Origin of the sequence: Marinobacter psychrophilus, from assembly GCF_001043175.1 — a bacterium.
Lineage (GTDB): Bacteria > Pseudomonadota > Gammaproteobacteria > Pseudomonadales > Oleiphilaceae > Marinobacter > Marinobacter psychrophilus.
This window is the reverse complement of sequence record NZ_CP011494.1, coordinates 1,838,483-1,860,058: the sequence shown is the minus strand read 5'-3', so window position 1 is coordinate 1,860,058 and position 21,576 is coordinate 1,838,483. Positions and strand designations below refer to the sequence as shown.

The following is a 21,576-nucleotide window of genomic DNA, read 5'->3' as shown; positions in this document are numbered from 1 at the left end:
CCAGCCGAATCCGCTCGCCGGGCTCGAAAATGCCGGTCCAGTTCTGCTCGGGACCTTTGCCGTTGATCAGGCCGGTAAAACCCTGGAGGTCTTCAACACCGGCTTTCATCATGCGCATGTCGCCCCAGGCCATCCGATCCTTCACTGTGGCCGCCAGACCGTTTTCAGAAGCGTCCGAAAAGAAATCTCCGACGGTTTGTTGCTCACGATTGTAATAATCCGGCATTATTTTGAGGTTGCGCATGATGCGATCGCCAGAATGGGAGTGCTTGTCGGCCAACTGAACCACATAATCGCGATCGAAACGAAACGACTCGCGGCCTTCGGGTTCAATCACAATGGCACCGTAGGCGCCATCAGGCTCCTGAAAGCCGGAGTGGCTGTGAATGGATGTCATTTCGTTGAGGTTGTTGGTCACGTTAATCAAGACCTCTTCGCCTTCCTTAAACCGAAGAACCGGCCCGGGGGACTCGCCATTGTAGCCATTACCCTTTTTGATAAAGTCGCCGGTGTCGATCCGAACCCGGTCGACCGTCAGGTTGTATTCACTCGCCAGGCCAATAACCGGTAGAAGCAAGCCTAAAGCGCCTGCGAGAAGGGTTGCCTTCATGGTCAACTACTCCAGAATTATTTTGCAGGATTCAAAGATTTCGATGCGTCAGCGAGTGAGCGAACGCGAGAGTCGCCGGAGTTAAAGTTCACTTCGCCATACATACCAGCCTGATAGTGCCCCGGAACGTTGCAGGCAAATTCAATGCCGCTCTTTTCCGAGAATTTCCAAACAACCTCTTGGCTCTCGCCCGGCTCTAACAGCACGCTGTTGGGGTCGTCATGTTTCATGGACATGCCATTTCCCATGTCCATTTCCATCATGTCGCGATTCAGCTTGCCACCCTGAATAGCCCCGTGCTCGACCATCATCATCATTTCTTTCTGATGGGATTCATGCATGGCAGGCGTACCAATATTGAATTCGTGCACCAGGCTGCCTTTGTTTTCAACGACAAAGCGCACCGTCTCCCCTGGCTTAACCTCGATAGATTCAGGTTCGTAATAGTTATCGTACATCTGCACAGTAAAGCTACGCCCAGCGTCCGAGGCTTTACCCGGTTCACCGCTCTTTGCACCTTGACCATGCCCGTGCCCGTCTCCGTGAGCGCCAGCCCCAAGAGCTACTGCTGAAACCGACACGGCTAATGCTGCGACTACGAACTTTGATACGCTCATCAAACTTTCTCCTGTCATATGTCATGGCGTGCGTACAAAACCCACTGGGTTCATCCGGCAACGTGAGCATTCGGCTAAAGCGCTTGATACCATCGCTTATCAACCTGAATTCTTTCTGAAAATGCTGAAATGTTTTTAGTTCAGGCTGAATTCAGGTTAATAGCGGACACTGCATCAGCCGGTTTGGTTTAAAGCATCAGTGGGCGTGACACATAGAAAGGAACGACAAATGAGATTGCTGCTAGTAGAGGATGACCGTTTGTTGGCCGAAGGGCTCGCCAGCCAACTTGAGAAGGCCGGCTTCAGTGTCGATGTCACCAGCACGGCCAAAGAAGCGATGCTTTTGGGCGTGCAGGAAAACTACCGGGCAGCTGTGTTGGATCTCGGGCTGCCCGACGGAAATGGTTTAGACGTGTTACGGAAATGGCGACAGGACAACGCAAACTTTGCGGTATTGATTCTAACGGCGCGAGGCGACTGGCAAGACAAAGTTGGCGGCCTGAAAGCCGGCGCCGACGATTATCTTGGCAAACCCTTTCAGGCTGAAGAACTGATTGCCAGGCTGAACGCCATCGTGCGCCGCAGCGAAGGGCGGGTTCTCTCCTTATTGAAAGTGGGTCACTTTGAGCTTGATGAAAACCGGCAATGCCTGAAAATCGACGGTGGTGCGGAACACAGTTTAACCGGCACAGAATTCCGACTGCTTCGGTGTCTGATGAGCCGCCCCGGGCACATTTTTTCCAAAGAACAACTCATGGAGCAGCTCTACAATCTTAATGAGAGCCCCAATGAAAACGTCATCGAAGCTTATATCCGGCGCCTGCGAAAATTAGTGGGCACGGAGACCATCGCAACACGGCGTGGTCAGGGATACGTGTTCGATGACGCTGTTTAAAAAGCCGGTGTCCGTAAAAGGAGCGCTTCTGACCCTGTTGTTACCCGCGGGCATTGCTCTCATGGCTATCGCCTGGTTTGTACACGGATTACTTCTGGAGAGAATGTCCCGGGAATTCGTCGAAAGTCGACTGAAAGACGAAGTCGCGTTCCTGGAGCTCCATATCCGGCAAGCCGAAGGCAAGATAGATATGCTGAAAACCGGTGACTATTTTGAAAAGGTATTTCATCATGCCTTTGCCATCCAATCCCCAGATCAAACGGTCATATCGCCGCAAGCCTGGCAACCGCTGTTAAATCCCTTGCTGCAATTTGATGGCGACGAAAGCATCAGAGTGCACAATGCGACAATAGCCAATGCACCTTCCGACATTCTCGCTTATCGGAAATCATTTTTTGTGAACGGTGTTGCTATCAAGGTTATCGTTTCAGAAGACATGGGAGCACTGAAAAACAGTCAGGCAGAACTGCATGCGTGGACGGCGATCGTGTCGATCTTGCTGATCATTTTGCTTGTGGGAATTATCTGGTTTGGTATTAACCTGTCAATGCGCCCCGTTGTCTCGCTTCAGGCCGCTCTCAAACGATTACAGAGCAGCGAAATATCGCGGATCGATGCGGAGGCCCCGGAAGAGTTCCAACCACTGGTGCAACAGCTCAATCAACTGCTTGATTCGCTGGATCAACGGCTTGAGCGCTCCCGGGAAGCGCTGGCGAACCTGTCTCACAGCGTTAAAACGCCCATTGCGGCGGTTAGACAGGTTCTTGAAGATACCAGCCGACCTCTGGATCACAGCCTGAGACATGAAATGGGATCGCGCCTGGGCGACATTGACAGGCAACTAGAAGCAGAAATGAGGCGCAGTCGGTTTGCCGGACCCCAGGTTGGTAAAAGTGCCTTCCCCGTCAAGCAAGCCCGTGATCTTTTGTGGATGCTGGGCCGACTTTACCCCGAAAAGTCATTTGAACTGTCCACTTCGCTCACCGAGGAATTTCGCTGGCCGATTGAAGAGCATGATCTAAACGAAATATTGGGAAATTTGCTCGATAATGCCGGGAAGTGGTCTGCAGAATGCGTTGAGCTCTCTTTAGAACAGCGCGATGGTTTAGCGCTGATTGTCGTAACAGATGATGGGGCTGGCGTATTAGAAGATGATCAGGTTCACTTGGGTCAAAGAGGGCGACGGCTCGATGAACAAACTCCAGGACATGGGCTTGGGCTTGCTATCGTTCGCGAGATAGTCGCTCGATATGAAGGTGAGACCTCTTTTTCAAATGGGTCAAAAGGAGGCTTGAAAGTACTGATCGTAATCTCTATTTAATGCCATTCTCAAAGACTAGACTCCGTACTCGAGCTGCATTCAGATCTGGAGGCGCAGGTTCAAATCCTGACATCTTACTCGGATGCCCTGTCACCTGATGAAAACCGAGGGACATGCAAAAGCATAAACGCAGAAAAGCCGGGCAATTGCCCGGCTTTTTGTATTCACTTTGCCACCCACTCGCCCTGAACAGGCGATGCGCTTTCAGTAAAACTTAGAACTTCACGCGCAAACCGGCCAGCATACCCATATCCACTTCTTTGCCATTTTTCTCCAAGTCACTGTTAGCAACCTCGGCAAAGACACTGACGTTCTTGGCCTGCGGGAACTTGTAGGTGACGTTGGCGTACCATTCGGTGATATCTTTGAAGCCATTTTCATCGGAGTCTTTGTTGCCCATGCCCACAGCCACATCGGTGGTGCTGGCAACGCCAAAGACTGCCGCAATGTTGTAATGCTTGGTCTCAAAGTCGGTGTTGTTGTCATCGGTCACGCTGTAATCCGCGGCCAGATTCATGAAACCGAAATCGTAGGATGCGCTGACACCATAGGTGTCCCGTGAATCCGCAGAACCGGCTGGATTGTTCACCTGATAGGCCGCTGCCAGAGTCAGATCCGCAATGTCGGTCGCCACGAACACATCGTAGTACTCACCATCAATGCCATCATCATCGTCTCGCGCGTCCATCTCGTGAGACACCGCGATGTACACATTGTCTAGCTCAACATCAACGCGCAAGGTGTCATCGCCATCAGTACCGGTATCATCAAAGCGGTCGTCATCGATGGTTTTAATTTCATAGGCTTCTTCGATGCCAAATTCATCGGAGGCGAAGTTCTGCTTACCGAAGGAGAAAGACACAAGATTGTACTTCAGTCCTACGTAGGCTTCTTCCAGGTTACTGCCATTTTTATCATCTTCCGCAGCATCCTTGAAGCCAAAATCCAGGCGACCAAAAGCCGTAAGGTTGTTGCCCAGGTCATAGCTGACATAGTTTTTCAGCTCCAAGTCATCGTACTCCACTTCGGCACGCTCATCGTTGCCAATGGCCTGACGCATCTGTACCTGGAAATCGCCATTCAGTTTGTAGGTAAATCCGTCTTTTTCATAAATGGTTGCAGCGCTGGCAGAACCTGCCACTACAGAGGACACAGCAACAGCCAGAAGAAGCTTCTTCATGGGTTTTTACTCCAGTTTCGATTGGTTTTATGGGCTTTTAATTGCTGGATTGGATCCAGTTCTTCCACTCTTTTCGAGTTTGCTTGTCCGCCTGCACATACCAGTAGCGCAGCATTTGGCGAACCGTTTCCTGATCCTGAGCGCCCTGACCGCCTGCCTTTGGCGAGTGCCCCGCTGTATCGGTATCGGTATCGGCATCAGCCAGGCCCGGCAGTTGCATGCGGATAGCCGCGGGTGACGAAGTGCGGTTGAAGGCTTCAAGCTCTTTCGGATAATCCCGGAACACCTGAAATCCCTCTTTTTCCAACACCTCCACGTGGTAATTCACAGATGTTCCTGCGGCAGTGGTCAGCCGGAAATTCCTCTGGCGATTAAAGGCTTTCATCTGTTGGCGGGTTTGAATGTGGGGAGCTGACAGCGTCAGCTCGGTATCAGCCGCTTCAAAAAGCAGAATAAAAGCCTCGCCGGTCTCGGGGAACGCATCATCGTTGGAACGGCCAAGCATTGCTGTGCAATCCACAACCAACTGCTGGGTGCCATTGGTCAGCGTCAGCGAGCTCTCCGGCAGAACTATTTTTTCTTCGCCGTTGACCACGTAGGCCTGCAAACACGGGCCAAATGCCAGCGTTACTTCGGCAGGAGCCTGGGCAGAAAAAAACAGGGCCAATAAAAAATACGGGGCAACAATGGCTTTCAACGGATACTCCAGAAGTTCAGATTCGTAACTTTCCGGCGCGCGCTTTGCACTGAGCGACAACCGAAAGGTCAAAATTTTTAAAAAAGCCGGGAGCAACCCCGGCATCAAAGTTTCTTCACCTAAAAGTAAGCGTCAACTCAAAGCTGGAATTCCTCTCCAGCTTTGAGTCCCTAATCTACAGGTGACTTATTTCAATGAAATTAAGTATTTATGAAAGTTTTATGACGGAAAGTGCGAGGAAGGAGATAAACGGGAAAAAGCCCAGAGTGGCGGCAAAACCGCCACTCTGGATTTGTCTTTCTTCAGGAACAGGCGTTAACGAATTTCGTAAATGGTCGTTGTGCCACTCACTTCGTTGGCCACAAGCAGCAACGGTCGACCGTCCGGAGCCTCTTCAGCAGAGATAAAGAGAATACTTTCGGGGCCAAGGTCTCCGGCGGCCCAGGCAGGGGCATTGCCATCGTCAATACTGTCTTCAATCGGATAATCGAAGTTCCGGTTATTGACGTATTGAATGTATTCTGGGCTGGCGGGGTTGCTGATGTCATAAATCATCACCCCACCCGTACGCTCCAACCCGATGAACGCATAGGTGTGCCCGTTGATCTGCGCAGCTTCAATCGCTTCGGGTTCAGGCCCTTTGGCATCACTGCGGCTATCGCCACTGTTTTCATCATTGTCATTATTAAAATTGGGACCCAGCAGGTTGGCGGTAATCACTTCGAATTCGTTGCCGCTGTCGGCAATCAAATCCCCAGAACGACTCCAGATGCTAAAACTCCGCGCGCCATAGGCCAGCGATTCGTCCAGCTCGCCGTCGCCATCAGTGTCTGCAGTCAGAGTCGTCAGTAATCGGCCAATGCCGGCTGCGTTAGTGAAATCCGCCTGCCGAAACACATTCTTATTGGCCAAAGGCGCATCCGCAAACCGGATTTCCTCTACGAAGCCATCGTATTCACGGGCATCGCCTTCATTGGCGGTCAGGTAGTAGACCTTGCCGTTGATTTCCACAGATTTGATGGTATCGGGCATGTACATGCCGTGAACCGGCCAGTTGGCGATATTGACTGCATCATCCTTGTCTGACACATCAAGCTCATTACCGGGAATGGCATGGTTTTTTGTACCCAGGGCGATTATTCGCGTCACTTTCGCCTGTTGAATATCGATCACCGCAATGGCGTTGTTTTCTTGCAGAGTCACCCAGGCTTCCGTCCCGTCTGGCGATACCGCGATGTATTCCGGCTCAAGATCCTGAGCTACCGACGACTGACCGTCATGTAGATACGCTCTGAGTGTTGTGTCTTCGTCACCAGCTTCAGTGTCACCGTCAAACTCGGTGGTCAAGGTGATGGTATTGCCAGCAATCGAGGCAACTCGATAGGGCAAGGGATCACCTTCACTACTAGCGACGGTCATCCACATGCCAACATCAACAGCAGAGGCATCCTTAACCGTCAGTGTCGCGGGCTCGCTGTTTTCAAACCCGGTCACCTGCAATTCAGTTCTGCCGTAGTTGCCAAAAATCCGCACCTGCTCCGGCAGTTCGGAGGCCCGGGGACCATTCCGGTTAAAATCTTTGAAATCTACCGTTACTGCCTGAGCTTGAGCCGGATTCTGGACATCGATAATCGTCACTGAACCTTCAGGATCCTGGCTATAATCAGGATTGGGTTCGCCTTCATTGGCTACCAGTATGTGCCGACCGTCGGGCGTAAACGTCAACATATCGGGAAGCGAGCCCACGACCACTTCCCCGAGAAAACGCAGGTCATCGGAGCCATATATTTGCACCCGACCGGCAGATGTCTTTGTGCTGTGTTGAACAGCAACGGCCACCCGACCGTCAGAAACGCTGACGCTATTAATAGCCCCAGCTTCAAGCCAATGCGCACTGGCAAAGATCGTTCCCACTTTCTCAGGATGAACAGGATCACTCAGGTCCAAAACATCCACCGCGCCTTGCTGGGCATTGACCACAAATACTTGGGTGGTATCCGGATCATAAGCGACAATTTCAGCAGCACTCTCATCAAATTTATTATCGGTACTGGTAAAGCGTCCTATTTCGGTCAGGAAAATCTGTTTACCGGTAATGGGCTTAGCACTATTGGCCGTATTGCTAACGTTACCAGCACAGGCTGACAGCCCCATGGTGGCTGAAAGAATGGCTGCTGCAAGAATGGATTTGCGGATTTCCATGTACGCCTCTCTGATTTGCGATCGGATTTCACCTTTCGACAACGCTAGTTATTCAGTGTGACAAAGAGGCGTCAGAGAGAAGACAGTTTAACTACAATCTGGTTACAAATAGTTGAATAGCAATTACCGTAGGCTCCGGGGCACGGTCAATTCACCCGTCACACAGAATTGGGCGGAATGCTGGATCTGGTCTGGCTTAAAGTTTTATCACCCTCGTCCAAAACCGAAACTTCCAAACAGCCGCCACAAACCCGGGAATCGTCAGCCAACTGACCCGCGGCGAACTGGATATAGCGGTTATGGAATGGTGGAACCCCAAACCCGGTTTCGAGGCGCGTGACTGGTAACAGGAGTTGGTGGTGGTGATCGTTCCGCTGGATCATCCCTGCGCCAGGCTTAGCGAGATAGGCTCGGAAACCCTCGCAGGCATGACGCTACTCGTCGCAGAGTCCGGCACCGGTCGGTTCTTAACAACCTTTTTGGCGACAACGGCCATTTCCCCGAAGTGTCCGTGTAACTGGGCAGCACGGAAGCGGTAAAACAGGCCGTTCAGGCAGGTCTTGGCATTTAACTGGTTCTGGTAGCGGCCGTTAGCGAGGAAGTCAGGGTTGGCACTTTGCAAGCCATCCCGATCAGTGGTCCGGGTTTAGCTAAAGAACTGATGGCCATCTTTCCTAATGCTATTGACCGGCATCCGCCGATTGCCAATTTTATTCCCGAAACGAAAAAACCCTGATCTTCTCGAAGAAAATCAGGGTTTTATATTGGCGGAGAAAGAGGGATTCGAACCCTCGAAACGCTATTAACGTTTACACACTTTCCAGGCGTGCGCCTTCAGCCACTCGGCCACCTCTCCTACAACTGTATCGAATCAAAAAATGATCGTCGATTCGAGGGCGCAAACTTTAATCGTTTTGACGGCGTTTGGCAACCACCTTGAAACCGAAATCCACAAAACTTCCAGCTTGCGCCGTTAATTGTCTGTACGATAAACGTCATTCTTTGTATGTCTATCAAGCAGCGCGTTTCGTTTCAGAATATAAGCAGAACTTAAAGGCTGATAATAAATGTTGATGCGATCTGAATACTCAACCCTGCTGCTAATCGATATTCAAGAAAAACTGATACCAGCAATTGCTCATGGACAGGATGTGGTCAGCCAATGTGTCACGCTGGGAACGATTGCAGCCCTATTGAACGTACCGGTTTTAGCCACTGAACAGATGCCAGAAAAGCTCGGACCCAATCTGGAAGCGGTCAAGGAGCTTTGCCACCGTACCCTGACCAAACATTACTTTGATGCCTGCTCGGACGGCCTGATCGAGGTTCTACCCGAGGGCCGGCCACATATTGTTATTGCCGGCTGCGAAACCCATGTCTGCGTGATGCAAACGGCACTTAGCCTGATTGATGGCGGCTATTCGCTCTGGGTGGTAGCAGATGCTACAGGGTCGCGTAAAGAATTCGATCGGGATGTCGCCCTCGACCGTCTCAGAGCAGGCGGTGCGCAAATCGTTACTGTTGAAATGGTCGCGTTTGAGTGGCTGCGCCACTGCAAAAAAACGGCCTTCAAAGAGCTTCAGCGGTTGATTAAGTAGCCAGAAAACCCAATCATCTGTTCGTAGACAGGCGGCGTAGTCATTACTCCCGTTTCACCCGTAAAGAGGTCAACAATGCTGAATATGGATTTTGCCCGCAGGGTTGTAATTCACACCGGTGAACAGGAATGGATTGCCAGCCCTTCAGGTGGTGTGGACAGAAAACCATTGGTCCGAGAAGAGGCGGAGCGCGGCCACGCGACCAGTATCGTACGCTATAAGCCCGGTGCCTCGTTCAGCCGCCATGAGCACCCACTGGGTGAAGAAATACTGGTGCTTGAAGGCGTGTTTTCGGATGAAACTGGTGATTACCCGGCAGGTACCTATCTTCGCAACCCACCGGGCACGGGTCACGCGCCTTTTAGCAAACCTGGCTGTACCCTGCTGGTAAAGCTGCACCAGTTCGACAAGCGCGACCGCACTCCGGTGCGAATCAATACCCATAAAACTCGCTGGCTTCCCGGAATCGGTGGGCTGGAAGTCATGCCCCTGCACGAATTCGAGCACGAACATGTAGCACTGGTGAAATGGCCAGCCAATGAACGTTTTCAGCCCCACCGGCATTTTGGCGGGGAAGAAATCTATGTTCTTTCAGGGGAGTTTTGTGACGAGAACGGGCGTTATCCGCAAGGTACCTGGATAAGAAGCCCCCATTTAAGCCAACATCATCCTTTTGTAGAGCAGGAGACTGTTATCTGGGTAAAAACCGGCCACTTGCCTGTTGAACAAACAAGCTAATTAACGGTGCTGTGATCCACCACGATCAGCTCTTGCAGGTCAAACCCTGCGTCTAGAGCTGTTTTTTTGAACTCGGCCACGGCCTCATCGCTAACCTTCGGGCTGCGTGACAGAAACCACAAATAATTCCGATTGTAGCCGGTAATGTAGGCCTGCTGGTACTGGTCATCCAGCTCAAAAATAACGTACGACGCATAGAATGGGCCGAAGAAAGACACTTTCAGATGGCCGTTAGTGTCTTCATTTACAAAGACTGCCCGCCCCTCAGCTTCTTTCCATTCGCTTTTATCGACATTGTAACCGCGGTTGATCACTTTTAGACTGCCGTCGTCCTGCAATTCATACTTAGCCGTCACTCGGCTTAAACCCTGCTCGAAAGAATGATCAAGCCGGGCAATTTCGTACCAGGTGCCCAGATAACGATCGGTATCCAGGCTCTTAACCGGCTGTATACCCTCAGGCAGGCCGGTGCAGGCACCCACCATCAATAACAGCGGTGCGATGATGAGTTTACGTAAGTCATACACGGTAATCGTCACTCCTTGCGGATGGTGGGAGGATAGTCAGCGAAGAGTATCAGTGCGACTGCGTGACGGCGGAATCGCGGCGCAGGTACCAAAAAAGCATAAGCCCGGAGTGCAACAGTAAAAGTGGGATCGCAAGCAACAGCAGGCCTGCCCAGCCAAGGGAGCTTAAGGCCAGACCGGCTGACATAGACGCAACGGCCTGGAAGCCGAAAACCATCATGTCATTCAAGCCCTGCACGCGAAAGCGCTCGGAATCGCTATAGCCCTGCGGCAGCAAACTGGTGCCACCGACAAACAAAAAATTCCAACCAATACCCAGCAGAATGAGAGCGCTCAGGTAGTGATGAAAGCTGACGCCGCTGGCTGCCAGTGCAATGCAAATAAGATAGGCGATCATACCCACTAGCATCATACGCCTTATGCCCACCACCCGAATTAACCAGCCGCTTATAAGCGATGGCAAATACATGGCCATGATGTGCAACTGAATGACTCGTTTGGCATCGTCTAGCGGGTGCCCTGCCATTTCGGTCATGCTAAGGGGCGTTGCCGTCATAATGAAACTCATGATCGCGTAACCCACCGCAGCGGCGCTGATGGCGACCCATATCACTGGATTTGCAAGGATTTCACGCATCGGCCGACCACCGCCTTCATGCACCGGTCGCGGTAATTCACTGCTACTGCGGTAACCAAGCATCAATATGATCATCGCAGCAAGCTGAACCGCTGCCAGTCCCAGCCAGCTAGTCAAAAACGGGTGTAGCGGATCGTCACCTCCAATCGAGGCAATTTCCGGACCGACCCAGGCCGCAACCAATCCACCTAACAGAACGCGGGCTGCTGCGGTACCGGCTAGCTTGGAAGGGACAGATTCCATAGCGGCAAAGCGGTATTGATGCACCACTGCAAGCCCGCTGCCGCCAAGCACCGCCGCTAGACACAAAAGGGCAAAAGCACCTTGCCAGGAGGCCAAGGCACCCACCCCAGCCGCGACCGTGCCCATAACCGTGCCCAGCATCATAACCGGCTTTCGCCCGACGCGAGCCATAAGCCAAGTAGCGGGTTTGATGGACAACACCGTACCCACCACCACGAACGCAACCGGCAAGGTCGCGTATTCAGGGCTACTGGCCAGCGCCCGGCCCTGAATACTGCCAATAAACACAATAAATGGCGCTGTGCACATGGCCATCGCCTGCGCCGCAATTAACACCCAAACATTCAATGGCATAGTTTATTTTTTTCGGTAGATAATACCCGGACTGCACTGGACCATTTCGTACAGGTTAGTTAACCCTGTAAGAGATTCCGATGCGCCCAGTATGAGATAGCCGCCCGGGTTCAAGGACGCATGAATACGGGTAAGAATGTCGCGCTTGCGCTCGGCGGAGAAATAAATCAACACATTGCGGCACATGGCAATATCAAAATTGCCTAGAAGATACCGCTCTAGTAAGTTGATTTCCTTATACTCTACCATCGCTTTTATCTGTGGCTTAATCTGCCAACGGCCGTTGGTAGCAGCGGTAAAAAACTGTTTTTGCCGCTCCGGCGACAAGCCCCGACCCATAGCAATGGCTTCATATTCGCCGCGCCGCGCCGCATCCAGAACCGTTTTGGAAATGTCGGTGGCAACGATCTTCACGTCACGCAGGCGCCCAGGGCGCAAGCGACGATACTCTTCGATTACGATTGCCGTGGAATAAGGTTCCTGCCCGGTAGAGCAGGCGGCCGACCAGATGCGTAACGGCTGTGACATTTTACGATCAGCAAAATCAGGCAGCAAAATATCCTGTAAAATGCGGAACGGATGATTGTCCCGAAACCACAGCGTTTCGTTAGTGGTCATGGCATCAATAACCACCTCGCTCAAATTATGGCGGCCCGGACGCTTCAGGCGATCGAGTAACTCGCCAAGAGAGCCGAGCTGATTGTCTTCCAGAATCCGGCGTAGCCGACTCTTCACCAGATACTGTTTATTATCTCCCAGCAGAATGCCGGATGCGTCCTGTAAAAAGGTTTTAAACGCCGTGTATTCCTGAGGAGTGATTTCAGTTTTCATGCGTTCTCGATTCTGACTGCCTGTGAGGTAACACGTTTATTTTTCATCAATAATATCCATAACCCGCTCGGCCAATTCGTCTGGGCTGAATTTCGCCATAAAATCGTCTGCCCCCACTTTCTGAACCATTGCTTTATTAAATACACCGCTCAGGGACGTGTGCAGCATAATAAACAGTTCGCTAATCAGCGGATTCTCTTTGCAGCGCGCAACCAGTGTGTAGCCGTCCATTTCAGGCATTTCAACGTCGGAAATCATCATCGAATGATGATCCGTCGCCTTCGAACCGTCGGCGGTGATCTCTCCCAGATAGTCCAACGCCTGCTTGCCGTCATTATGGGTGACAACATCCATGCCTATGGCTTTCAGGCAACGCTCGATCTGCCGCCGGGCCACACTGGAATCATCCACCACCAGCACCGGAAGATGACCTTGAATCCGCGATGCATTGCGGCTAAGGATGTCTTCACCAACGTCTTCTTTTAACGGAGCCACTTCCGAAAGAACCTTCTCTACATCAATGACCTCAATGAGTTTGTCGTCAATTTTGGTGACGGCTGTCAGGTATACATCACGGCCTGCGCCTTTGGGCGGTGGCAGAATATCTTCCCAGTTCATGTTCACAATGCCTTCCACACCACTCACCAAAAAGCCTTGGGTTTTGCGATTGTACTCGGTAATAATCACAAAACTGGTGGCCAGATCTTCTTGAGGGATGGCCGGCATGCCAATCGCCATCGCCAGATCAATAATCGGGATAGTCGCGCCGCGTGTGTAGGCCACGCCGCGAACCACCGGTAGGCTGCTGGGAATGCTGAACAGCTTAGGGCACTGCAACACCTCTTTTACCTTGAACACATTAATGCCATAAATCTGGCGCCCGCGGAGCCGGAACAATAACAACTCCAGCCGGTTTTTACCGACCATCTGCGTACGCTGGTTAACACTGTCCAATACACCTGCCATAGTTCTTTCTCCCGACGGCCGGGCTAACCGGCACAGTTTTTGCTCGCTTAAGAGTCTTGAAAGAGCAATTTTTCTGACATGCGCCAAAATATGGCGACTTCATGTCAAGTTTAACGGCCAGTGCCCGCGAATCGTGATGCCACCGGAATTATTTTTGCGCAGCACGGCCGACTTTACCAACACACCGGCAAAACAGGATGCTTTCACATTATGCGCAACCACACTCTTGTCATCGCCCTGCTCGGCCTATGCCTAAGCTCATTTGCGCTAGCAAACTCTACCGCACACGATATTCACGCTGCAGCTAATCTGTTTTTGCAACAGTTTGCCACAGAACAGGCCGCCGCAGGCTATGAAGTCAGCTATGAAAGTGCAAAACCCGACCCCAGATTGTCATTGGCTAAATGCAATGGTGCACTGGATGTCAATTTCAGCGGTGATCCTTGGAAGTCCGGCCAGCCCTCTATGTTGATCGAGTGCAGCGGGGAGCGGCCATGGCGCATGTACCTGAGCGCTACCGTAGACATTCACGGACCGGCTTTGGTGGCTAGCCGCCCACTCGCCCGTGGCGAGCGCCTCCGCGCCGATATGGTGAGCCTACAGACCGTTGTGGTGAATGCCAGCCGCCGTGGGACCATCGCCAAAGCGCAGTCAATCATTGGTATGGAGGTTCGCCGGCCAATTAACAGTGGCTCGTTGATCACCCCGGATCTGCTTGCGGCCCCTGATGCCGTGGAACGTGGCGACCATGTGATGATCACCGCCAGCAGCGGTTCTTTCACCGTGAGTTCGCGCGGAAAGGCCTTGGCCAATGCAGCTATTGGTGAGCAGGTGCTGGTAGAAAACTTGCAGTCTTCACGGACCATCAAAGGTCGGGTGACTGCACCTGGCCAGGTGCTGATTCCGATGTAAGAAACAAACGAAAACAAGACGACGCTACCCGGCACTTTCTTGCCGTTACATCGCACAAGCCCTCGCCGCCAAAGCACAAGCGGCAAAAACGAGCCGGCTACTTTTTATAGAAACATATTAAAGCTTTCCGCGACGCCGCCGTTACGCAGTTATAGACCATATTTTGCGCCCCAATCGGCGCAGCAACCAATACAGCAGGTAACAACATGTCCGTTGACTTCAATGGAATCAACCAAAGCCAAATCAACACGCAGCGCCCCACCGCCGATAAAGCCGGCAGCGCGGCCAAAAACGCAACTGCGGATCAGGCCACAGCCCAAAGCACGCAGGCCCGCGGTGAGAGTGTTAATTTGAGCAGCCAGGCCCGCGACCTTAAACAGCTAGAGCAAAAACTGGGCGACTTCCCGGAAATGAACGATGAGCAGATTTCTAAGATTCGCAGCGCTCTGGAAGATGGCAGTTACAAAGTAGACGCCCAACAATTGGCCCAGAAAATGCTTGATATGGATAAAAGCATATTCGGGTAAATAAATTATGGCCGCTATTGATGATCTAAAACACCTTCTTGCACAAGATGTCCATCAGTTGTCTGCTATGGCGGACCTTCTGCGCGATGAGAAAGAGCTACTGTCTACCTCTGACATCAAACAGCTACAGGCACTGACCGACGAAAAGAACGCCCAGCTGGAGCAAATTCGCGAACGCGCCAAACTTAAGATTCACGCTTTGGTAGCGATGGGCTTTCGTCCCGAGAGCGGCAATCCTTCCCGCTTCATTGCCGCCGCTGGCTTGACCGAACTCCACCAACTCTGGCGCCAAGCCGATCAGGCGCTGACCCAGTGTCAGCAGCTGAACCAAAACAACGGCCGGGTCATGGCCCACATGCAAAAACGCCTTGCTAGATTAAGTGATATAGTGCGCGGAGCCAGTAGCCGACAGAAACTTTACGGCGCTGGGGGCCAGCATACGGCGGTGTCATCCAGTACTATTCTGGCCAGCGCCTGACGCATTATTAGTCTGACATGCGTCGCTGCCGTGCTTTGACCACTTTTTTTAATCGCAATCTGCCAAGGTAGCCAGAGCATGCCCGCTGTAAAACGTTTTTGTCCGCATTTTTCTTTTCAGTCATAGCCGCAAGTTGCGCTCTAGTGGACACCGTCAACGCTGATGATAGCGCCATTCAGGACCTGGTTAACGTCGACGTCATAACCTCCGAAGGCCAATTTACACTTCAATTGAGGCCCGATGTGGCGCCGGATACCGTGGCTAATTTTCTGGAATACGTGCGCTCGGGCTTTTACCAAGGCACCGTATTTCACCGGGTTATTCCAGGTTTCATGGTTCAAGGCGGCGGATTTAGCTCCGAGCTGCAGTCCCAAGAAACCCGCGCCCCCATTCGCAACGAAGCCACGCCTTCATTACCAAACCTGCGTGGCACGGTGGCAATGGCGCGAACCAACGCACCAGACTCTGCTACCGCCCAATTCTTTGTCAATCTGACCGATAACGACTTTCTTAACCCAAACTCGCGCGGTGCTGGTTACGCGGTGTTTGGCAAAGTTGTTTCAGGCATGGACGTCATTGACGCCATTGCCAATACAGAAACAGGATCGCGCAAAGGCATGAGTGATGTTCCGCTTCAGGCCATTACGATTGAAAGCATGTCGCTTGTTAAAACTATGGCCCCATGACAGGGCCGGCGCTGGATCACGCTAAAATAACCTGGTTGGAGAATGGCCGGTTTTACTTAAATGGCTTCAGTAACCGAATTTATGACAAGCTCAGTCTAGAGACAATCCAGATTCAGCATGTTGAGCGAATCACGAACTCTCAGCAGACAGTCTTTACTGAGGCCGAATTTGACCTCGGGCTGGATTTTCTTACCCGTTGGCAGAACTGGATGGCTCAAAGCCCTGAACCCGGCAATGTTCTGCATTTTATTTCCCACCAGCAACACCCCCTCAGCCGTGACGATCTCAAGCGTGCAGTGTCACTCTGGCCCGAACTGGCCGAATTCAGCGAACAGCTGGTACAAGCTTGGCCACCCGCCGTGGCGGGCCTACACCGTTTAGTATTTGCGGATGGGCAAGTACGACTGACACTGCACTTCGGCCCGCAAGGCGACGCCTGGCACGACCTCAGCAAGCCCGATCCACAGCCAGCCTGCCGTCCAGATTCCGTGGTCATTATCGGCGCTGGCATTGCCGGTGCCTGCCTGGCGCGCAACCTGGCAGAACGCGGAGTGCCAGTACAAATACTGGACTCACTGGCGCCAGGCCAAGCCGCTTCGGGCAACAAGCAGGGTGCGCTTTACGCCAAGTTAGGGGTGGATTATTCGCCGCAAACGGCGCTAGCGCTATCTGCACTGCTGTTCGCAGAGCGTTTTTATCAGCAGTTTCAGGCGCACCAAAGCAGCACCGGTCACGCGCCCTTTTTTCACGCCACGGGCCTTTTACAACTGGCCTTTAACGACCACGAACAACAACGCCAGCATAAATTTTTGGCCCGCAATCACTACCCAGCCGGCGTGCTGTATCCAGTGACGGCGCAACAGGCCACCGACTTGGTGGGTGTGACAGTTCATCGCAGCGGGCTCTGGTTCCCCCAGGGCGGATGGCTGGCGCCGTCGCAATTGTGCCAAACCTTGGTGCAACATCCGCTGATCACAATACACCCACATTGCAAAGTAACCGGCTTGGTCCAAAGCGACGGCTTATGGCAAATTAGTGCGCGACAGAACAATGCGGCGACAGGGTCCGATAAACTCTTTAATCTAGAATCAGATCAATTGGTTATCTGCGCGGGTGCTCAAACCCTCGAACTGTTCCCCCAGGCATGGCTGGCACCTGGCGAGCGCCTGCGTCTAAAGCCAATTCGCGGGCAAGTCAGTCATTTACCAGCGGCTGCAATCACCTCGCCCAACGCCGTTATTTGTGGTTCGCGCTATTTAAACCCACAGCACGACGGCATAGCAGTAACCGGAGCCACATTCGACCTACGCGATGAAAACCCGCTGCCGACCACTGCCAGTCATCAGGAAAATTTGACGGAACTGGACCACTTGCTACCGGGCGTCGTAAATATTGATCATCCGGCATTGGCGGATGGCATTTTGCAGGGGCGAGTGGCTTTTCGCTGCACCACGCACGATTATCAACCAGTGGCAGGCGCCGTCGGCACGCAAAGCATGAACACGAATGCCGGTGCCTGGATGTTTACCGGTCTCGGCAGTAAGGGCCTGACATACGCGCCGCTGTTGGCAGAATACCTAGCTGATCGCATGTGTAACCAACCATCTGCCCTACCCGATGCATTGGCACAAAGACTCCGTGTCGAGCGCGTTTTACAGCAGGAATAAGGGAAGCGCCCATGTCTATCCACGTTAGTGAGCCAGGCCGGCCAATAGGAACGCGCCTGCCAGAGATATTTCGCAACCGCCGGGTGGGAGACGTGAGCGAGGTGCGCGAAAGCGCAAAAATAAAGCCGGAGTACAGCGAAACAACAGACGCAGAATTCCAGGCGGGGGTGCAGGCTGGGAAACGAAAAGCCCAGCAGTATGGCCGCAGTACCGCCGGCGAACCTATGGAGCATCGCGCCTACTTGCCGGTATCGACTATGTGTGTATCGGGCGTAGCGTCGATACCGGCAACAGCCACTCTAGCGGAGGCATTAACCGCCATGGGGGAGAACCAGACTCGCCACTTAGCGGTTACGGTGGGCAACAACATCATTGCAGGCATGGTCAACGAACTCTGGTTGTTGGCTTGGGCCAACGGGTTCCCGGGCAATGCTGCAGATCAAAGCTTGGCAACTATCGAGTTGCCAGCGTTTCTGACCGCGTTTCCAGAAACCGACGCACATCAGCTTGCACGACTGATGCTGGCGCACCAGCTGGATGCAGCACTGATTATTGATAACGCTGGCGAGCCAATGGGTATCGTTACGAGCATCGACTATCTGCGTCTTTATGCCGATTCAGGCAGTTATCGAGCTGACGTCTGACGGCCAATAACACCAACCTTGTCATTTCATGCCAACAAGCGCAATCAGACCTCCACGTCATGCCCACGCAGCAGGTCTAATAGACCCTGCTCACTCAAAACCTCAACGCCTAACTGCTGCGCTTTGGTCAGTTTGGAACCCGCCGCTTCACCGGCCACCACGCACGACGTCTTTTTCGACACGCTGCCTGCCACTTTAGCGCCCAAACCTTCTAGCTTTTGTTTTGCCTGGTCGCGGGTCATCTGCTCCATAGTTCCGGTCAGTACCCAGGTTTGCCCATGCAGAGGCATACTGGCCGCGGTAATTTCCTGGGTTTGCCAGATCACACCGGCCTGTTTCAAACTCTGCAGAATTTCCTGGTTATGGGGCTGCTCAAAAAAACTGCGCAGGTGCCCAGCCACAATGGGCCCAACGTCAGACACTGCTTGTAGGGCATTTCCATCGGCTTCGGCAATAGCCTCCAGACTGCCAAAGTAGCCGGCAAGGCCTTTGGCAGTGGCCTCGCCCACTTCACGAATACCCAGCGCGTAGAGAAACCGCCACAATAAGGGCTGACGAGAGGCATCAATAGCAGCAATCAAATTACTCGCAGACTTGTCGCCCATGCGCTCCAGCCCGATCAGGTCTGCTTTGCGCAGCCGATACAGATCGGCAATAGTTTCAACCTTTTCACTGTCCACCAGAATATCCACCCACTTGTCACCCAGACCTTCTATGTCGAGTGCTTTACGTGATGCGTAATGGCGGATGGCTTCTTTGCGCTGAGCCGGACAAAAAAGGCCACCAGAACAACGGGCAATCACTTCGCCTTCAATCTGTACAACGTCTGAGCCGCACGCCGGGCATTGCGCCGGAAGCTCTATTACCCCGGCATCGGCGGGCCGTTTGTCTTGCACCACTTTGACGACTTTTGGAATAACATCACCGGCGCGGCGAATAAACACGGTGTCGCCGATGTGCAAATCCAGCCGTCGCACTTCGTCCATATTGTGCAAAGTTGCGTTGGATACCGTAGCCCCACCGACAAATACTGGTTTTAAGCGTGCCACGGGCGTAATAGCGCCGGTACGGCCGACCTGAAACTCCACGCTTTCAACCACCGTCAGCTCTTCCTCAGCCGGGAATTTTTGTGCGATCGCCCAGCGCGGCGCGCGGCTCACAAAGCCTAACTGCTGCTGAAGATCCAGACGGTTTACCTTGAACACAATACCGTCGATTTCATAAGGCAGTCTGTCGCGTTTGGCCATCAATGCTTCGTAGGCCTCAAGGCACTGATCGGCCCCATTGGCGAGAGACATTTCAGGGTTGATGCGAAAGCCCCACTCACTGACCTGCTGCAAACCTTTCCAGTGTGTGGGCGGCAGCGCTGATTCGTCAGAAACCGCTACACTGTAGGCGCACATTTCCAGTGGGCGCCTGGCGGTCACGCTGGATTTTTTCTGGCGCAGACTTCCGGCAGCGGCGTTGCGGGGATTTACAAAGGTTTTCTCACCACGCCCCCCCAGTCTCTGGTTAAGCCGGTCAAAACCGGCGCGAGGCATATACACCTCGCCTCGCACCTCTACGGTTTGCGGAAAATCACCACCGCGCAGGGTGAGAGGCACAGACGCAATGGTCCGTATATTGGCGGTAATATCTTCACCGGTGTAACCATCGCCGCGGGTGGCAGCGCGAACTAGCTCTCCGTTCTGGTAATGCAGACTGACCGCCAGGCCGTCGAGCTTGGGTTCGCACACGTATTCTATAGTTCTCTCTTCCTTCGAGCCCTCTCCCTCCGTGCTGTGATCCTCCGTGCTGTGTTCCTTAGTGCTGCTTTCGCCCGCGGTTTTACCCCGGTTCAGGCGCTCACGCACGCGGCGATCGAAATCCCGTAACTCGTCGGCGCTGAAGGCATTATCCAAAGACAACATGGGGATACGGTGGATCACTTGCGCAAAGTTGGTTTCTACCGCGGAGCCTACACGCTGGGTCGGCGACGTTGTCGTCGCCAATTCCGGATACTCGGCTTCTCGCGCCTGCAATTCACGGAATAGCCGATCGTACTCGGCGTCGGGAACTTGCGGATCATCGAGCACGTAATAATGGTGGTTGTGATCGGTAATGGTTGTGCGCAGCTGCTCAACCCGGTCACGCACGCTGGTACTGACTGAGCTCATGTTAATCCCGTTTTGAACGTTGCTTGCGCTCGAATTCGCGGATCCGCTGGCGGCAGTGCTCAGCGGTCTGTGATGTCATCACACTGCGGCGTTCGTCTTTTAGTTCACCTCCGAGATTACGCACCACGGCCTGAGCTGTTTCGTACATAAAGTTAAAAGCCTGCAGGGCATTACCCGGTCCGGGCAGGCTCATAAAAAAGCTGATGCCGGGGGTGCTCAGAGTCGCTATTTCTGCGGGTCTGAAAGTGCCCGGCTCAACTGCACTGGCTACGCTGAATTGCACAGGGCTTGCAGTATCGGTGGTTTCGTGGCGGTGGTAGATGTCCAGATCACCGTATAGCAGGCCACAAGCTTCCAGCAGCCGCTGCAGAGCCGGACCCTGAAACTCCTCACCAGCACGGGCCAGTACGTTGATGACAATCACTTCTTTGGCTGGCGGGCGGTTCGCACCTGGCAAAGGCTGAGAAGGGTCGCGGGGCGGATGTGCTGCCTTGGGTTTGGGCGCAGGCTCCACAATGACGGGTAAATCTTCGTCTTCACCAGCATAGCGGCTTTCAAGGTAATCGCTTTCAAAGCTACTGGTGTCGCCTACGTCTGCGCTGAAAGGCTCGGGTTCCCAATGATCTTGGGTGCCACTCAGCGGCGCTTTGGTAAATTCGCTTCTGTCGTGATCTGCTTTGGCGCTATCAGCAGGGGTAACAAACGCCGAATGAGATTTGGATGCAGCTGCCACTGTTGCAGGTTCGGAGCTTTTGTTTCGGCCTGCTGCGATCACCGGCCGAGTCGGTTTTTGCACGTGGGGCGCAGTCCGTGATTTTTTCTTGGACTTGCGATCCTGGTCCAGCTCGTTACGGGAAAGGGTTCGAGCACCGCCTGATGGCAGTTCCGGGTTGAAATGCTCGTCCAGCGGCGAATCCTGCAGATTATCAACGCCCATGCCAGAAGAAATAGCCGAGGACTCTCTGCGCGCGCGGCGCATGCGCCGAATGCCGTCAACGACAATACCAATAATGACCAGGGTACCGATGGCAATTAGCCATTCCCTAAGTGGTGACATAGTGCTGCTGTCCTGTTTGCGGATCGAAGAATA

Annotated in this window: 21 protein-coding genes, 1 tRNA gene and 1 pseudogene; 10 read left to right on the top strand and 13 right to left on the bottom strand. The window is 53.1% G+C overall.

The genetic code is table 11. From position 1 onward, the window contains the following. Position 1: 1 nt before the first annotated feature. Positions 2–610, bottom strand: a pseudogene (locus ABA45_RS08335) (multicopper oxidase domain-containing protein); the annotation flags it as partial. Positions 611–627: 17 nt separating this feature from the next. Then, positions 628–1,227: a cupredoxin domain-containing protein gene (locus ABA45_RS08330; protein WP_048385286.1), complete on the bottom strand. Its 600-nt coding sequence runs from the start codon at positions 1,225–1,227 to the stop codon at positions 628–630. A gap of 229 nt (positions 1,228–1,456) precedes the next feature. On the opposite strand from ABA45_RS08330, the gene ABA45_RS08325 reads away from it, so the two are divergent. Together ABA45_RS08325 and ABA45_RS08320 are read left to right on the top strand one after the other, a co-directional pair. Continuing rightward, entirely contained in the window at positions 1,457–2,122 is a 666-nt protein-coding gene (locus ABA45_RS08325; protein WP_048385285.1) for a response regulator transcription factor, read from the top strand. After that, a complete protein-coding gene (locus tag ABA45_RS08320) occupies positions 2,109–3,443 on the top strand; it encodes an ATP-binding protein (RefSeq protein ID WP_048385281.1) in 1,335 nt (444 codons plus the stop codon). Before ABA45_RS08325 ends, ABA45_RS08320 begins: the two co-directional genes overlap by 14 nt. A gap of 214 nt (positions 3,444–3,657) precedes the next feature. Here the strand turns inward: ABA45_RS08320 and ABA45_RS08315 are convergent, their stop codons facing one another. The 5 genes from ABA45_RS08315 to ABA45_RS08295 all read right to left on the bottom strand — a co-directional run bounded on the left by ABA45_RS08315 (position 3,658) and on the right by ABA45_RS08295 (position 8,378). Next, positions 3,658–4,623, bottom strand: coding sequence for a porin (locus tag ABA45_RS08315; RefSeq protein ID WP_048385280.1), 966 nt, complete (start codon positions 4,621–4,623; stop codon positions 3,658–3,660). A 37-nt stretch (positions 4,624–4,660) separates the two neighbouring features. Then, on the bottom strand, positions 4,661–5,425 hold the full coding sequence (locus ABA45_RS08310; RefSeq protein WP_048385277.1) for a DUF2057 domain-containing protein: 765 nt from the start codon (positions 5,423–5,425) through the stop codon (positions 4,661–4,663). Between the two features lie 210 nt (positions 5,426–5,635). Then, a complete protein-coding gene (locus ABA45_RS08305) occupies positions 5,636–7,522 on the bottom strand; it encodes a choice-of-anchor I family protein (RefSeq protein ID WP_048385276.1) in 1,887 nt (628 codons plus the stop codon). Between the two features lie 379 nt (positions 7,523–7,901). Then, entirely contained in the window at positions 7,902–8,144 is a 243-nt protein-coding gene (locus tag ABA45_RS19310) for a hypothetical protein (RefSeq protein ID WP_053076142.1), read from the bottom strand. Between the two features lie 143 nt (positions 8,145–8,287). Beyond that, a tRNA-Ser gene (locus ABA45_RS08295) sits at positions 8,288–8,378 on the bottom strand. Between the two features lie 211 nt (positions 8,379–8,589). On the opposite strand from ABA45_RS08295, the gene ABA45_RS08290 reads away from it, so the two are divergent. Together ABA45_RS08290 and ABA45_RS08285 are read left to right on the top strand one after the other, a co-directional pair. Next, on the top strand, positions 8,590–9,120 hold the full coding sequence (locus tag ABA45_RS08290; protein WP_048385275.1) for an isochorismatase family protein: 531 nt from the start codon (positions 8,590–8,592) through the stop codon (positions 9,118–9,120). Between the two features lie 75 nt (positions 9,121–9,195). Next, the gene (locus ABA45_RS08285; RefSeq protein ID WP_048385274.1) at positions 9,196–9,858 is read left to right on the top strand and encodes a cupin domain-containing protein; all 663 of its coding nucleotides are present in this window, start codon (positions 9,196–9,198) and stop codon (positions 9,856–9,858) included. Here ABA45_RS08285 and ABA45_RS08280 read toward each other — a convergent pair. The 4 genes from ABA45_RS08280 to ABA45_RS08265 are packed head-to-tail and all read right to left on the bottom strand — an operon-like array spanning position 9,855 to position 13,416. Then, positions 9,855–10,385, bottom strand: coding sequence for a lipocalin family protein (locus ABA45_RS08280; protein ID WP_227506169.1), 531 nt, complete (start codon positions 10,383–10,385; stop codon positions 9,855–9,857). The two genes, ABA45_RS08285 and ABA45_RS08280, sit on opposite strands and share 4 nt — an antisense overlap. Positions 10,386–10,434: 49 nt before the next feature. Further along, complete coding sequence (locus tag ABA45_RS08275) at positions 10,435–11,619, bottom strand: MFS transporter (RefSeq protein ID WP_048385273.1); 1,185 nt, start codon at positions 11,617–11,619, stop codon at positions 10,435–10,437. Positions 11,620–11,622: 3 nt separating this feature from the next. Next, positions 11,623–12,450: a CheR family methyltransferase gene (locus tag ABA45_RS08270; protein ID WP_048385270.1), complete on the bottom strand. Its 828-nt coding sequence runs from the start codon at positions 12,448–12,450 to the stop codon at positions 11,623–11,625. Positions 12,451–12,486: 36 nt separating this feature from the next. Next, positions 12,487–13,416, bottom strand: a complete 930-nt coding sequence (locus ABA45_RS08265; protein ID WP_048385268.1) for a chemotaxis protein CheV — start codon at positions 13,414–13,416, stop codon at positions 12,487–12,489. Between the two features lie 210 nt (positions 13,417–13,626). Between ABA45_RS08265 and flgA the strand changes: the two genes are divergently transcribed. The 6 genes from flgA to ABA45_RS08235 all read left to right on the top strand — a co-directional run bounded on the left by flgA (position 13,627) and on the right by ABA45_RS08235 (position 18,330). Continuing rightward, positions 13,627–14,328 carry a flagellar basal body P-ring formation chaperone FlgA gene (gene flgA, locus ABA45_RS08260; RefSeq protein ID WP_048388823.1) on the top strand — a complete coding sequence of 234 codons (702 nt, stop codon included), beginning with the start codon at positions 13,627–13,629 and terminating at the stop codon, positions 14,326–14,328. A 206-nt stretch (positions 14,329–14,534) separates the two neighbouring features. Continuing rightward, positions 14,535–14,855: a flagellar biosynthesis anti-sigma factor FlgM gene (gene flgM / locus ABA45_RS08255; RefSeq protein ID WP_007351977.1), complete on the top strand. Its 321-nt coding sequence runs from the start codon at positions 14,535–14,537 to the stop codon at positions 14,853–14,855. 7 nt (positions 14,856–14,862) lie between these two features. Further along, positions 14,863–15,333, top strand: a complete 471-nt coding sequence (locus ABA45_RS08250; protein ID WP_048385264.1) for a flagella synthesis protein FlgN — start codon at positions 14,863–14,865, stop codon at positions 15,331–15,333. A 143-nt stretch (positions 15,334–15,476) separates the two neighbouring features. Beyond that, the gene (locus ABA45_RS08245; protein WP_264753025.1) at positions 15,477–16,019 is read left to right on the top strand and encodes a peptidylprolyl isomerase; all 543 of its coding nucleotides are present in this window, start codon (positions 15,477–15,479) and stop codon (positions 16,017–16,019) included. Beyond that, positions 16,016–17,686, top strand: a complete 1,671-nt coding sequence (gene mnmC / locus ABA45_RS08240) for an FAD-dependent 5-carboxymethylaminomethyl-2-thiouridine(34) oxidoreductase MnmC (protein WP_048385262.1) — start codon at positions 16,016–16,018, stop codon at positions 17,684–17,686. The genes ABA45_RS08245 and mnmC overlap by 4 nt, the downstream gene beginning before the upstream one ends. 11 nt (positions 17,687–17,697) lie before the next feature. Continuing rightward, entirely contained in the window at positions 17,698–18,330 is a 633-nt protein-coding gene (locus tag ABA45_RS08235; RefSeq protein ID WP_048385260.1) for a CBS domain-containing protein, read from the top strand. Positions 18,331–18,374: 44 nt separating this feature from the next. Here ABA45_RS08235 and ligA read toward each other — a convergent pair whose 3' ends face one another. Next, a complete protein-coding gene (ligA, locus tag ABA45_RS08230) occupies positions 18,375–20,486 on the bottom strand; it encodes an NAD-dependent DNA ligase LigA (RefSeq protein ID WP_048385258.1) in 2,112 nt (703 codons plus the stop codon). 1 nt (position 20,487) lies between these two features. After that, a complete protein-coding gene (gene zipA / locus ABA45_RS08225) occupies positions 20,488–21,543 on the bottom strand; it encodes a cell division protein ZipA (RefSeq protein WP_048385257.1) in 1,056 nt (351 codons plus the stop codon). Between the last annotated feature and the right edge of the window lie 33 nt (positions 21,544–21,576).

Bases quoted from the DNA above. Each gene is read 5' to 3' on its own strand.
- ABA45_RS08270 (WP_048385270.1), bottom strand. From the start codon at position 12,450: ATGAAAACTGAAATCACTCCTCAGGAATACACGGCGTTTAAAACCTTT.
- flgM (WP_007351977.1), top strand. From the start codon at position 14,535: ATGTCCGTTGACTTCAATGGAATCAACCAAAGCCAAATCAACACGCAG.
- ABA45_RS08235 (WP_048385260.1), top strand. From the start codon at position 17,698: ATGTCTATCCACGTTAGTGAGCCAGGCCGGCCAATAGGAACGCGCCTG.
- ABA45_RS08310 (WP_048385277.1), bottom strand. From the start codon at position 5,425: ATGCCGGGGTTGCTCCCGGCTTTTTTAAAAATTTTGACCTTTCGGTTG.
- ABA45_RS08320 (WP_048385281.1), top strand. From the start codon at position 2,109: ATGACGCTGTTTAAAAAGCCGGTGTCCGTAAAAGGAGCGCTTCTGACC.
- ABA45_RS08265 (WP_048385268.1), bottom strand. From the start codon at position 13,416: ATGGCAGGTGTATTGGACAGTGTTAACCAGCGTACGCAGATGGTCGGT.
- ABA45_RS08315 (WP_048385280.1), bottom strand. From the start codon at position 4,623: ATGAAGAAGCTTCTTCTGGCTGTTGCTGTGTCCTCTGTAGTGGCAGGT.
- flgA (WP_048388823.1), top strand. From the start codon at position 13,627: ATGCGCAACCACACTCTTGTCATCGCCCTGCTCGGCCTATGCCTAAGC.
- zipA (WP_048385257.1), bottom strand. From the start codon at position 21,543: ATGTCACCACTTAGGGAATGGCTAATTGCCATCGGTACCCTGGTCATT.
- ABA45_RS08305 (WP_048385276.1), bottom strand. From the start codon at position 7,522: ATGGAAATCCGCAAATCCATTCTTGCAGCAGCCATTCTTTCAGCCACC.
- ABA45_RS08325 (WP_048385285.1), top strand. From the start codon at position 1,457: ATGAGATTGCTGCTAGTAGAGGATGACCGTTTGTTGGCCGAAGGGCTC.
- ABA45_RS08330 (WP_048385286.1), bottom strand. From the start codon at position 1,227: ATGAGCGTATCAAAGTTCGTAGTCGCAGCATTAGCCGTGTCGGTTTCA.
- ABA45_RS08275 (WP_048385273.1), bottom strand. From the start codon at position 11,619: ATGCCATTGAATGTTTGGGTGTTAATTGCGGCGCAGGCGATGGCCATG.
- ABA45_RS08290 (WP_048385275.1), top strand. From the start codon at position 8,590: ATGTTGATGCGATCTGAATACTCAACCCTGCTGCTAATCGATATTCAA.
- ABA45_RS08250 (WP_048385264.1), top strand. From the start codon at position 14,863: ATGGCCGCTATTGATGATCTAAAACACCTTCTTGCACAAGATGTCCAT.
- ABA45_RS08285 (WP_048385274.1), top strand. From the start codon at position 9,196: ATGCTGAATATGGATTTTGCCCGCAGGGTTGTAATTCACACCGGTGAA.
- mnmC (WP_048385262.1), top strand. From the start codon at position 16,016: ATGACAGGGCCGGCGCTGGATCACGCTAAAATAACCTGGTTGGAGAAT.
- ligA (WP_048385258.1), bottom strand. From the start codon at position 20,486: ATGAGCTCAGTCAGTACCAGCGTGCGTGACCGGGTTGAGCAGCTGCGC.